Origin of the sequence: Weizmannia agrestimuris (assembly GCF_943193165.1) — a bacterium.
GTDB lineage: Bacteria > Bacillota > Bacilli > Bacillales > Bacillaceae_C > Weizmannia > Weizmannia faecalis.
In genome coordinates, this window is record NZ_CALPDC010000009.1 from 1 (window position 1) to 12,591 (window position 12,591).

12 protein-coding genes and 1 pseudogene are annotated in these 12,591 nt (G+C 48.0%); 4 read left to right on the forward strand and 9 right to left on the reverse strand.

Translation table 11 applies throughout. The features are described 5' to 3' along the window. Positions 1-456: 456 nt before the first annotated feature. Positions 457-1,707 carry a C40 family peptidase gene (locus NFR98_RS05795; protein ID WP_014095902.1) on the forward strand — a complete coding sequence of 417 codons (1,251 nt, stop codon included), beginning with the start codon at positions 457-459 and terminating at the stop codon, positions 1,705-1,707. A gap of 83 nt (positions 1,708-1,790) precedes the next feature. On the opposite strand, the gene NFR98_RS05800 is transcribed toward NFR98_RS05795, so the two are convergent. From NFR98_RS05800 to nagA, 3 genes are all read right to left on the reverse strand, one after another. Beyond that, positions 1,791-2,501: a GntR family transcriptional regulator gene (locus NFR98_RS05800; RefSeq protein ID WP_014095903.1), complete on the reverse strand. Its 711-nt coding sequence runs from the start codon at positions 2,499-2,501 to the stop codon at positions 1,791-1,793. Continuing rightward, a complete protein-coding gene (gene nagB / locus NFR98_RS05805; protein WP_014095904.1) occupies positions 2,494-3,222 on the reverse strand; it encodes a glucosamine-6-phosphate deaminase in 729 nt (242 codons plus the stop codon). The genes NFR98_RS05800 and nagB overlap by 8 nt, the downstream gene beginning before the upstream one ends. A 79-nt stretch (positions 3,223-3,301) precedes the next feature. Then, positions 3,302-4,435 carry an N-acetylglucosamine-6-phosphate deacetylase gene (gene nagA / locus NFR98_RS05810; protein ID WP_035182262.1) on the reverse strand — a complete coding sequence of 378 codons (1,134 nt, stop codon included), beginning with the start codon at positions 4,433-4,435 and terminating at the stop codon, positions 3,302-3,304. Positions 4,436-4,634: 199 nt separating this feature from the next. Between nagA and NFR98_RS15805 the strand changes: the two are divergent. Continuing rightward, positions 4,635-6,114 (forward strand): annotated as a pseudogene (locus tag NFR98_RS15805) (MDR family MFS transporter). A gap of 180 nt (positions 6,115-6,294) precedes the next feature. Here the strand turns inward: NFR98_RS15805 and metA are convergent. The 4 genes from metA to NFR98_RS05840 all read right to left on the reverse strand — a co-directional run bounded on the left by metA (position 6,295) and on the right by NFR98_RS05840 (position 10,159). Continuing rightward, on the reverse strand, positions 6,295-7,200 hold the full coding sequence (gene metA / locus NFR98_RS05825) for a homoserine O-acetyltransferase MetA (RefSeq protein WP_014095907.1): 906 nt from the start codon (positions 7,198-7,200) through the stop codon (positions 6,295-6,297). A 91-nt stretch (positions 7,201-7,291) separates the two neighbouring features. Next, a complete protein-coding gene (manA, locus tag NFR98_RS05830; RefSeq protein WP_017551620.1) occupies positions 7,292-8,239 on the reverse strand; it encodes a mannose-6-phosphate isomerase, class I in 948 nt (315 codons plus the stop codon). Between the two features lie 664 nt (positions 8,240-8,903). Then, on the reverse strand, positions 8,904-9,299 hold the full coding sequence (gene gloA2 / locus NFR98_RS05835) for an SMU1112c/YaeR family gloxylase I-like metalloprotein (protein ID WP_035182266.1): 396 nt from the start codon (positions 9,297-9,299) through the stop codon (positions 8,904-8,906). Next, positions 9,299-10,159: a CvfB family protein gene (locus tag NFR98_RS05840; RefSeq protein ID WP_035182268.1), complete on the reverse strand. Its 861-nt coding sequence runs from the start codon at positions 10,157-10,159 to the stop codon at positions 9,299-9,301. Before NFR98_RS05840 ends, gloA2 begins: the two co-directional genes overlap by 1 nt. A gap of 103 nt (positions 10,160-10,262) precedes the next feature. Between NFR98_RS05840 and NFR98_RS05845 the strand changes: the two genes are divergently transcribed. After that, positions 10,263-10,451 carry a hypothetical protein gene (locus NFR98_RS05845; protein ID WP_014095911.1) on the forward strand — a complete coding sequence of 63 codons (189 nt, stop codon included), beginning with the start codon at positions 10,263-10,265 and terminating at the stop codon, positions 10,449-10,451. Positions 10,452-10,456: 5 nt separating this feature from the next. Continuing rightward, entirely contained in the window at positions 10,457-10,588 is a 132-nt protein-coding gene (locus NFR98_RS05850; protein ID WP_014095912.1) for a DUF6254 family protein, read from the forward strand. A 161-nt stretch (positions 10,589-10,749) separates the two neighbouring features. On the opposite strand, the gene NFR98_RS05855 is transcribed toward NFR98_RS05850, so the two are convergent. Then, on the reverse strand, positions 10,750-10,938 hold the full coding sequence (locus NFR98_RS05855; protein WP_014095913.1) for a cold-shock protein: 189 nt from the start codon (positions 10,936-10,938) through the stop codon (positions 10,750-10,752). A 662-nt stretch (positions 10,939-11,600) separates the two neighbouring features. Continuing rightward, complete coding sequence (locus NFR98_RS05860) at positions 11,601-12,587, reverse strand: LacI family DNA-binding transcriptional regulator (protein ID WP_017551614.1); 987 nt, start codon at positions 12,585-12,587, stop codon at positions 11,601-11,603. Positions 12,588-12,591: the final 4 nt, after the last annotated feature.

Below are 12,591 nucleotides of genomic sequence, written 5' to 3' on the forward strand. Positions count from 1 at the left end.
TAACGTAGACGTGCTCTATGTTAAGAAAGACTCTCAATTTTGCCGGGTATCTTAACGTAGACGCACTCTATGTTAAGGAAGCGAGAAAATTTTTGCGGATATCTTAACATAGTCGCGCTCTAGGTTAAGAAAGACCTTCGATTTTGCCGGATATCTTAACATAGAAGCACTCTACGTTAAGGAAGACGCGGAATTTTTATGGATATCTTAACGTAGACGTGCTCTATGTTAAGAAAGACTCTCAATTTTGCCGGGTATCTTAACGTAGACGCACTCTATGTTAAGAAAGACCTTCGATTTTGCCGGATATCTTAACAAATTTCGCTATTTCTGCCGCTTTCATTGGAAAAAAGTGCAATCTTTTCCTATAAAATGCCGAAATGGGGTACCATTGTGAAAAAATTTTGATAGAATGTTAAATAGAGAGATAAAAATATAAATGGAGGTTACACGAGTGTGAGAAAGAAAACTGTCTTTTCTGTTGCCGCTACAACCATTCTGGCCACTTCGTTTACATCGCAGGCATTTGCCCAGACATATAAAGTCCAAAAAGGGGATTCCCTCTGGAAAATTGCAAAGAAGTATAATACGTCCGTTGATGCATTGAAATCAACCAACCATTTGGCATCTGACACGATTTACCCGAACCAGGTACTGAACGTTTCAGCGTCCAAGGCAAAAGCTTCGGCCCGTTCTGTTTCGGCCCCATCCTCTTCTGCCAAAACGTACACGGTCAAGCCGGGGGATACATTGAGCACGATTGCCTTAAACCACGGCATATCGGTTTCAAACTTAATGAGCTGGAACAAGCTCTCTTCATCGCTGATCCATCCCGGTGACGTATTGGCTGTTTCCAAAGGGGCAGATTCCGCTTCCTCGTCCAGTTCAAGCAGCAGTTCGCGTTCAACCGGCAGTTCCAGTTCCACGACTACATACACAGTAAAAAGCGGAGACACATTATCCGGCATTAGCAAACAGTTTGGGACAACTGTCAGCAAGCTAAAATCTTTGAACAATTTAAGTTCCGATTTGATTTTTTCCGGTCAGAAGCTAAAAGTAACCGGTAGCAGCTCATCCGGTTCCTCCACATCGGGAACGGCAGGCGCTGCAAGTTCAAACAGTTCCGGTTCCACGGCTACGGCTACATACACGGTAAAAAGCGGAGACACATTGTCCGGCATTAGCAAACAGTACGGAATCACCGTCAGTAAGCTTAAATCTTTGAACAATCTGAGTTCCGACTTGATTTATGCCGGCCAGAAGCTGAAAGTAACCGGCAGTCCGTCCGATTCTTCCAAATCGGTCACAACAGTCGATACAACTTCAGGCAGTACCCATTCTGTATCTTCTTTAATCAGCATTGCGAACAGCTTAATCGGCACGCCGTATGTTTGGGGTGGTACGAGCCCGTCCGGATTTGACTGCAGCGGTTTTATCTATTATGTATACAAAAAAGCCGGGTACAGCATTTCCCGCATGTCCGCAGCAGGCCTTTATAACCGTTCTTACTATGTGAACAGCCCAAAGGCAGGAGATCTCGTCTTCTTTGAAGGCACGTATGGAACCAATCCGAGCGCGATCACGCATGTTGGTATCTATCTCGGCGGCGGCCGGTTTATCGCCGCGAATTCCGATGGCGTATCTGTTTCTTCTGTCGGCTACACGTACTGGAAATCCCATTTTGACAGCTATAAACGTTTCTATTAATGTTCTATAAATTGAACCAAAAAAACCGCGGATCTTCCGCGGTTTTTTTGCATCTGAACCGGCTTGCCCCGATTTGATTCTTCTTACATATAAAATTTAAAGCGGCTGCCGGCGTATTGCGCTTTGACATATTCAAACGGTGTACCGTCTGAAAGCGAAGTCACGCGTTCAATGGACAGCACCGGTGAACCCGGGGCCACTTTTAACAGTTTTGCCAGCCGTGCGCTCGCCGCAACGGCTTCGATTGTCTGGTACCCTTTTCCGAGCCGCAATCCCTTTTCCCGTTCAAGAAACTGGTAGAAAGAACGGTTTAATTTTTCTTCAGTAAGCCCTGCCGCAATCCTTGCCGGGGTGATGATCGATTCGAATACAATCGGGATCTCATCCCCGTAGCGGAGCCGCTCGATATGAAGAACGTTTTCCGGCTCTTTCAGCGTGAGTGCCTCCATTTCCTGCACGGAGGCTTCCCTTTCAAAAAACGCCACGATTTTATTCGAAGCTTTCATCCCGCGCTCTTCCATCAGCCGCGTAAAACTCATCCGCCCTTCCAAAGGCTGCTCCACCTTATGTTCGCTGATAAACGTGCCGCTTCCCCGTTTTCTCATTAAAATGCCTTCATCCACCAAACCTTGTACCGCCTGGCGGACTGTCATTCTGCTCACTTCAAAAAGATCGCTTAACACCCGTTCAGACGGAATGGCTTCGCCTGTTTTCCATTCCCCCTCCCTGATTTTCTTCCGGATTTCTTCCTGAATTTGAAAGTAAATCGGGATCGGGGAGGTTTTGTCAATCATGGCGCTTCCCGGCATCCTCCAGCAAAGAAGCGGCATCTTCATCGGCAACGACAACGACATTCGGATGCATTTGCAGAACGGATGCCGGGCAGGCTTCGTCCACCGGCCCTTTGATCATGCTGCGGACCGCTTCAGCCTTACTTTTGCCGAATGCCAGCAGTACGATTTTTTTCGCGTCCATAATCGAAGCAATCCCCATCGAAAGGGCGCGATCCGGCACATCTTCTTCTCTTTCGAAAAAGCGCCGGTTTGCTTCCCGCGTCGATTCGGTCAGTTCGACAATATGGGTTCTGGAATCGAAGGAAGTGCCCGGTTCATTAAAGCCGATGTGCCCGTTTTTACCGATGCCGAGCACTTGTAGGTCGACCGGATGCGTTTTTAAAATTCTTTCATACCTTGCACATTCTTCTTCGAGGTCTTCCGCCGTTCCATCAGGCAGATACGATTGTTTAAAATTCATATGCGAAAACAGTTCTTTTTCCATGTAATAACGGTAGCTGTGTTCATCGGTATCTTTGAGGCCCACATATTCGTCAAGATTCACAGTGGTAACGTTTGAAACGTCCAGTCCGGCATGCCGCATGTAAGCATACAGCTTCAGCGGCGTGCCGCCCGTTGCAAGCCCGAGCGTGCGGATTTGCCCTTCCCGAATCCCTTTTTCGATCAGTTCATAGGCGTATTTTGCTGCTTCATCGCTTGTTTTAAAAATATGCACATCCATTTTTATCCCCGCTTTCAAAGATGATATGTTTTTTTACCAGATCTTTACTGGTTGTAAGACTCTTTTACTGCGCGACTGGTTATTTCCGCTCTCCAAGGTGATACGTTGCTTTCGCTCGTAATTGTTCATCCAGCAGTACGAAATCGGCATCTTTCCCGGCCGTGAGACTTCCTTTTTGTTCGAGGCCAAACTCGCGCGCCTGGTTCACGGAAGTCATCTGTACCGCTTCTGCAATCGAACAGCCGGTAAATTTCATAATGTTGCGGAATGCATCGTCCATCTTTAAGATGCTGCCGGCAAGCGCACCATTTTCAAGCCGGGCTTCCCCATTTTTCACCAGCACTTTCTGGCCGCCGAGCTCCGACTCCCCGTCCGGCAGCCCTTTCGCCCGCATCGCATCAGTAATGACGGAGATTTTTTCCGGCCCTTTTATTTCATACGTGAACTTCACCATATCCGGATGCACATGGATACCGTCAACAATCAGTTCAACTTGTACATAAGGCGACAGCAACGCATGCCCCGCAACGCCAGGCTCGCGGTGGTGCAGGCCGCGCATGCCATTATAAAGATGGGTCGCGTGTGTTGCCTTGCTTTGTAAAAGTTCAGCACGGACGGCATCTGAATGGCCCATGGAAGGCACGATGCCGCGTTCAATCATCACATTTTCAAATGCCCGTGCACCTTCATTTTCAGGGGCATAGGTGACAAGCTTAATGAGATTGCCAGAAGCTTCAACCCACTTTAAAAACAGTTCCGTGTCCGGCGCCTTAATATATTCAAGCGGCTGGGCCCCCGCTCTTTTTTTCGAAACAAACGGCCCTTCGAGATGAATGCCTTCGATCGTTGTGCCCCCTTTTTCTTTTGCCACTTTAACGGCGCGCAAGGCGGCTTCGATTTTTCCGTAATCCTGGGTCATCGTTGTCGCGAAAAAGGAAGTCACCCCTTCCTGCCGCAACTTTTGGCTTAATGTAACGAGCGCCTCCGGATCGGCATCCATCGCATCAATGCCATAGCCGCCATGGATATGGACATCAATCATGCCCGGGATAGTTGTCATCCCTTTCCCGTCGATCACTTCTTCCCCTGCTTTCGGCCGGTAATCTGCCATTTTGCCGGTTTCAATGATTTTATCTGTAAACCGGATAAATCCGTCTGCAATATGTTCATTCCCTGTATAAAGATTGCTGTGGATCAGCACTTTTTCCGTCAACGGAAAACACCTCTTTTTTAAAATTTATATAGTTGTCTATACCAATTATCATTCATGATGTGTCAGATGTCAATCTTTATTATGGGGAAATGATTTCTTTTTATGCAGATTCTTTCCTGAGTCTAGAAATCTATTTTTCCGCGGCAAGTTGATATATACTAGAAAAAGTGCAGAACGAACAAATCATGGAGGACTTTTTATGAAACAAACCAATGTCAAGACGGTCACAATCGCCCTGTTTGTGGCTACCTTTTTAACAGCCATTGAGGGGACGATTGTCAGCACCGCGATGCCGCGGATTGTGAGCGACCTGAAAGGGATCGGCGTGATGAACTGGGTATTTGCCATTTATTTGCTCACTTCAGCAGTAACGGTTCCAATTTTCGGGAAGCTTGCGGATTTGTACGGTCGCAAAAAAATTTTCACAGCCGGCACCGTTGTTTTTCTTGCCGGTTCGACGTTGTGCGGGCTTGCCGGTTCGATGGGCCAGCTGATTGTGTTCCGTGCCATTCAAGGAATCGGGGCCGGGGCGATCATGCCGGTTACGAATACCATTGTTGCCGATATTTATCCGCATGAAAAACGGGCGAAAATGCTCGGGTTTATGGGCGCGGCATGGGGCATTGCCGGTGTCATCGGGCCTCTTTTCGGCGGTTTCTTTGTCGACCAGCTCACCTGGCACTGGATCTTTTTCATCAATCTGCCGTTTGGTCTGATTTCCGTTTTGATGGTCATCCTGTTTTTACATGAGCCGGTGGAAAAAACGGAAAATGCGATTGATGTATGGGGGGGCTGCCACCTTTTCCGCCGGGATGCTCGCGTTGCTTTACGCCCTGCAAAAAGGCGGGGATACAAGCGACTGGGGAAACCCGGTGATTTTGGGATTGTTAGCTGGCAGTGTTATTCTCCTTGGTTTATTCATTTTGATTGAGTACCGGCATCCGGATCCATTAATGCCGCTTTCGTTGTTCCACGTCCGGGCCATTTCGGTTTCAAATCTGGTTTGTTTTTTGGGTAGTGCCGTTCTGATGGGGATTAACGTATATATTCCGATGTGGATCCAAGGGCTTGAAGGGCATGGCGCAACGCTTTCCGGCCTTATGCTGGCACCGAGTCCCGTCTTGTGGATGCTCGGCTCTTTTGCCGGCGGAAGGCTTCAGTTGAAATACGGGGACCGTTTGGCGTTTTTAACGGGGATGGCCTTCATCTTGGGAAGCACTGCCTGGCTCAGCTTGTTTTCATTGGGAACGCAGGAATGGAGTTTTTACGTTTTCTCCGCCATTTCCGGGTTCGGGTTCGGGATTGTGATGACGATCTCGCTCGTTTCGGTTCAGTCGGCGGTGGACTGGTCTTTGCGCGGGGCGGCGACGGCATCGAATACATTTTTCCGGAATCTCGGGCAGTCGGCCGGTTCCGCTGTATTCGGTACGTATTTCAATGCAAAAGTTGCCGAGGAACTTGCGAAAGACAATCCGGGCGGGTTTACGACGAATTCGCTGAACAGGCTGATCAATCCGGAAAGTGCAGGCCGGTTTTCGGAAGCGGCGCGCGATTGGCTGCGGCATGTGCTTTTTTCAGGCATTCATTCGATCTTCATCCTGCTTGCCATAATTTCACTTGTTTGTTTTCTTCTCTCTTTCGCGGTTCCGAAAGCGGAAAGCGAAAAGGGGCTGTCCTGATACGCGGGGCTGCCTCTTTTTTTGGGATGCTTCTGATAGCAGTTGGGGGCTTTTTGCCGTTTACGCATTGTCCTTTAGCAAGCTTCAAAGGAACAAAAGCCAGCTGAATCGAACGGTAACTTTCTTTTGAAATCCCCAAGCACCAAAAAAGCCGCCCCTGTTTGTGGGACAGCTCTTTGTTTACCATTGGTATGGTGTTTCTTGGTATACATAATAGTTCAGCCAATTGGAAAAAAGTAAGTAGCTGTGCGAGCGCCATGTATGGAGCGGCCTCTCATTGGCATCGTTATTCGGAAAATAATTTTTCGGGAGGGCGGTACCAAGGCCCCTTTGCTGATCGCGCACATATTCATCAGCAAGGGTTGTAGCGTCATATTCCAAATGGCCGGTGATCATAATATTTTTCCCGTTTTCGTCCATCACAATGAATGGCGCACCCTCTTCCGATATGGAAACGAGCTGCAGTTCCGAATGGTTTTCAATGGCTCCGCGTGCAACATCCGTATAGCGGGAATGGGGCGCGTTAAAAACCTCATCAAATCCGCGGACCAGCTTGACCATCGGCAAAAACAAGCGGTGTTTGAAAATGCCGAAACACTTTTCCGGCAGTTCGTACTTCTCAATGCCGTAATGGTAGTACAATGCAGCCTGCGCGCCCCAGCAAATATGTAATGTCGACGTGACATTGGTTTTGGTCCAATCCATGATTTGCTTCAGCTCGTCCCAATAATCCACCGCTTCGAAATCCATTTTTTCAACCGGGGCACCGGTAATAATCATCCCGTCAAAACGGCGGCTTTTCACCTCGTCAAAAACCGTGTAAAAATGTTCTAAATGGTAGCTGCTGACGTTTTTGGATTGGTAAGTCGACGTCCGGAGAAAAGTGATGTTGACCTGCAACGGCGTATTGCCAAGAAGGCGCAGCAGCTGCAACTCCGTCTTTTCTTTTTCCGGCATTAAATTTAAGATTAATATATTCAGCGGACGGATATCCTGCGTTCTCGCCCTGTCCTCATCCATCACAAAAATTTTCTCTTGTCTCAGCAGCTCTCCGGCAGGTAAATCTTTCGGTATATTGATTGGCATTTTCAACGTCTCCCCCATACTCAGTTGTCATGTATTTTTCATTATATCGGTTTTCTGCCGTTTGCTGCAATATTCTTGATAGACAGACAGTTTACGGATGGGATATGATCAGCGTCAGATGACCTTCCAGTTCAAAATGGCCAAATCCGGACGGCAGCAGAAAATGCATCCCTTTTTCAAGCGGATAAGTTTTTCCGTCGGCTTTCATGGCCCCTTCCCCGTCAAGCACGCTGGCCAGTTCGAACGGTTTGTTTTGGGTAAACGATGCGGTTCCTTTTACATCCCATTTATATACAGAGAAAAAGGCTTCCTTTGCAAACGTTGTGATGGTAACACCCGGTTTTTCTTCCGTACGGGGGAGGACTGCGGCATCCCGGTGCGGTATCGTTGTAACATCAATGGCTTTTTGCAAATGCAGTTCACGTTTGTTGCCGGCAGCATCCGTCCGGTCGTAGTCATAAACGCGGTACGTTGTATCACTGCTTTGCTGCGTTTCGAGCACAAGCGTCCCTTCACAAAGAGCATGAATCGTCCCGCTCGGCACATAGAAAAAGTCCCCCGGGTGAATCGGCACTTTGCGCAGCAGGCTGTCCCATTTTCCTTCTTCAACCAGGCGGACGAATTCTTCTTTCGTTTTGGCATGATGCCCGTAAACGAGCTGTGCGTCTTCCTTGCAATCAATGATGTACCAGCATTCCGTTTTGCCAAGTTCTCCGTTTTCGTGTTCATTGGCGTATGCATCATCCGGGTGAACCTGAACCGATAAATCTGCATTTGCATCGAGAATTTTCGTCAGGAGCGGGAATCCTTTTCCAGACATTCCGCCGAACAAGTCACGTCTTTCTTCCCACAGTTCCATCAAGGTTTTGCCGGCAAATTCACCGTTTTTTACAGTCGACGGGCCGTTCGGATGGCCGGAAATAGCCCAGCACTCCCCTGTATGGTCAGACGGGATGCGGTAACCAAACCGGTCCCTCAGCGCGGTTCCTCCCCAAATTCTTTCTTTAAAAACCGGTTCAAGAAATAAAGGCTCGCTCATTCAAATCTTCCTCCTTGAAAGGCAATCCTTTGCTCAAATATGAACAAAGCATTTTCAGTCCTTTTCATTATAGCATACCGCTCCTGCACCCGCGCCGGTTATCCCGTGTTTTTGCACCGGCCATTTGCTTTCCGCACGCAAAATTTTTTTGCCCGTTTGGGGACGTTTTTCATTTCTTGCCTGCCATTTTTTGCTGTCCCGGTATCCCCGTGTTTTTGCACCGGCCGTTTGTCTTCAGCTATCTTCTGCACGCAAAATTTTTTGCCCATTTGGGACCATTTTTCGTTTCTTGCCTGCCATTTTTTGCTGTCCCGGTATCCCCGTGTTTTTCAATCGGCCGTTTGTCTTCAGCTATCTTCTGCATGCAAAATTTTTTGCCCATTTGGAACCATTTTTCGTTTCTTGCCTGCCATTTTTTGCTGTCCCGGTATCCCCGTGTTTTTCAATCGGCCGTTTGTCTTCAGCTATCTTCTGAGCGAAAAATTTTTTGCCCATTTGGAACCATTTTTCGTTTCTTGCCTGCCATTTTTTTGCTGTCCGGATGCCGCTTTTTTGTTTGCCAAATTTTAGTGTTTATACGGGGGCGTTTTCTATTTCTTTATCTGCCAATCTGTTTTTTTGCACCGGCCGTTTGTCTGCAAATTTTTTCATCCGCAGTAACAGGTCAGCTTTCATACAATTCGATCGGAAGACCGTCGGGATCCTGGAAAAAGGTGAATTTTTTATCTGTAAGCGGGTCAATGCGGATGTCTTCTACTTGAATGCCCATTTCTTCAAGCCGCTTTTTATCCGCTTCTACATCGTCCGTTTCAAATGCAAGATGCCGCAAGCCCGCAGCTTCCGGAAATGACGGACGCGCGGGCGGATTCGGAAAGGAAAACAGCTCGATCTGATATACGCCGCCGACCGAAAGATCCAGTTTGTAGGAATCCCGCTCTTTCCGATATACTTCCCGCACCGGCTCCAATCCGAGGCAATCGACATAAAAATGCTTTGATTTTGCATAATCGGAACAAATGATGGCAATATGGTGAATGCGTTTCAACCTTGGAGCTGCCATTACTTTCCCTCCTTCCGATAAGTCCAGCCTTCTTCTTGATAGACGGTGCCGTTTTTCATCAGACGGCCGAGCGCACGTTTAAACGCCGCTTTGCTGATGCCAAACCGCTCCTGAATCTCTTCCGGCATGCTTTTATCCCAATACGGCATTTTTCCGCCGCGGGAATCCATATAGGCAAGGATATTTTCCGCATCTTTATCCAATGCTTCATAAGCGCGCCCCAAAAGCGAGACATTCAGTGTCCCGTCTTCTTTTACATCAATGACGCGGCCTTCCACTTTCTGCCCGAGGCGCGGTTCGTTTTTGCGCTGTGATTCATGGATGAAGCCAATAAAGCCCTCATCGGTTATGATTGAAGAACCCGCTTTTGTCAGTCGGAACACATGCCCGGTGACATCTTTGTTCCACATTTCACGACCGGCTTGTTTCGCTAAATCCCTGACCATGTTTTCTTCGGCTAATTTTGCGAATAAGCGCCCATGTTTGTCAAGATCAAGGGTAATGTATAAACGATCGCCTTTTTCCGGCCAGAGCGAGCGGATCGGGGGCAAGTCATCAACAGAAAGAAGCATGTCTTTGTGAATTCCGATCGAAACGAAAACGCCAAGTTTTTCTTTGGTGCCGGCAACTTCCGCCCAGCCGTATGTCCCCAATCGGATGTCCGGAATCACATTTGTCGCGGCCAGCCTCCCCTGATGGTCCTGATATAGAAAGACCGTTTGCACCGCTTCCGGATCAAAGGGTTCCACAATATCCCGGTGATGCAGGAGCACGTCTTCTGTCCCGTTAGATAAAAAATAACCGAACGGCGCTTCCCGCACCACCGTAAGTTCGGCAACGGTTCCTGGTGTTAAATCCATTGCAGCAGTTTCCTCCTCCGTAAATCGTTTGCTTCATAATAGGTAATTATAACATTGATCGGCGGAAAACATGATTTTATTTTGAACAAGGAGTGGAAATACTATGCCTGACAAACGTGAGGTGACGCATCGGGACAATGAGGCGGAAACGGTTGTCAATGATGCGCATGGGAGCAACCAGGTTGGCTTGTTCAGTGAACATAAGCCTTATAAACCGTTTGCTGTGACAGCGCTTGAAACGGATAAGGATATGAAAAGATTCGCGAAATTTACAGATGGCAAACAGGAGTGATCCAAGTGAGTAAATCAAAGCGCGAAGAAGAACGACAGTGGAAAGTCCGGAAAGAATCGCAAAACCCGCACGGCAAAGTGAAATCTCTGGAAGAAATCGCGGATGAGATATTCGCCGAATGGAAAGAAAAAAAGTGAGATAAAGGGGTGCTTTCATGGCACCCCTTTTGTATGCTGGAGACCGCGCGCAATCGGGTTTTACAAAAAATGGCTTAACGATTCCCGCAGATAGTAAAAAACCCGTTGAAAACAGGGGTTTCAACAGGCCCGAAAAATGGCAACAAAAAATAACTGTTTTTTTAACTTCCGATAACTGGCAGCACGCGTACTTCTTTTTTCATATCGGAGTGGCAGAGCGGGCAGTGCGGCTTTTCTTCAAAAGTAAAGTTTTCACGCATAAAACCGTTGCAATCATCGTTTGTGCAGGCCCATACGGTCGTTTCCACCTCAGGCACCGGCTCCTTCTGGTTATTAAAATATGCCATCATAAAAGACTCCCTTCTTATGTTTAGTATAACACACTTTAACACAAAAAAGGGGACCGGCCCTGCTGCGTTAACGTATGCAGGCAAGTGTGCAAACCGTCCCGGCGCATTCGTGCATGCTTCTATTATATGCATGCGGCCCCGGCTTTATGCGGGCCTCCGCTTTGCACGAGGCAAGTGCTGCAGCCTGGAACCGGGCTGGAGCCGGGATCCACACTGCTCGATACATTTGCAAAACCTGCCTTAATCGCTACTCTACTTTTCGCAAAGCCGCGGCCATTCTTTCGCGCCACTGCTATTTTTGAAGCAGGTACTTGCAATGCTTCAAGGCATTGCATCATCTGCCCTAAAATCCTGCCCACTTACGACAGGTTTGCGGCGGTTTTGTTTGCAATATATGCCATTTCGAAACAGCAACCTATACTCGCACTGCCCCGATGCATTTGCAAAGCCTGCCTTAATCGCTACTCTACTTTTCGCAAAGCCCGCCCATTTTCTTTCGTGCCCCCGCTATTATTGAAACCGGGACCTGCACTGCTTCGGCACCTTTGCATCATCTGCCCTAAAATTTACTCCGCTTTCCGTAAAGTTCGCGGCCATACCATTCCAAAACCAAGATCGCAACAGACAGCCTCAAAATCATTTTTACCCGCTTTCCCACTCACTCATCCGCTTTTGCGGCAAACAAGTTTTGTGGCAATAAAAATTTTCTTTGCAACGGTTCTGCCTTCCAAACGTTCCAGCAGCGTATCGACTGCTGTCTCGCCCATCAATTCCGTATACACTTTCACAGTAGAAAGCGGCGGGAAAACATATTTGGACAGCGAGATGTCATTGACGCCGATAAGGCTCACGCGGCCGGGCACCGGGATGTTGTTTTCCGCAAGCGCCTTAAGGCACCCGATCGCAATCGCATCATTGGCGGCAAAAAAAGCGGTCGGAAGCGCGTCCCCGTGTTCGCGGATCGCCTCGTTCATCAACTGGTATCCGTCTTCAGTCGAAAACGCACCGATATATACCCATTTTTCATTCCAGCGGCCTGCTGCCTGCATCCAGCGCCTGAACGCCGTTTCGCGCGGATCCTCAATCGTGGCGGACGCATCTTTATAATTTTCCCTGCCGCCGATAAAGCCGATTTGTGTATGGCCTTTTTCCGTAAAATAGGCGAGCACTTTTTCTGTCGCTTTTTCAAAATCGGCCACAACAGCATCAAAGCGGTTGTCGTCAGGCGAGCAGTCGACAAATACGATATTCGGGGTAACAGAGAGAAGCTTCTCCACTTGCGCCAGGCTGAATTTCCCGACAGCAATAATGCCCTGGATTTGCTCTTTCCCCATCTCTTCCAAATGCGTCAAATCGTATTTCGTCAGCCGGATATTTTTCATGCTGCAGCGTGCTTCAATGCCCATTCTGATCGATAAATAATACAAATCATTCAGCTCTTCTTGTTCCGTATACCAGTACACTAGCGCAATTTTAATTTTTTCCGGTTTCCGGGCTGTTTTTTTCTTGTAGGAAAGCGCTTCAGCCGCTTCAAAGATTCTTTTTTTCGTATCGTCACTAACGGAAAGTGACGGGTCGTTATTCAGCACGCGTGAAACCGTTGAAATGGAAACACCCGCCTTCTCTGCAATATCTTTAATCGTTGCCATGCTT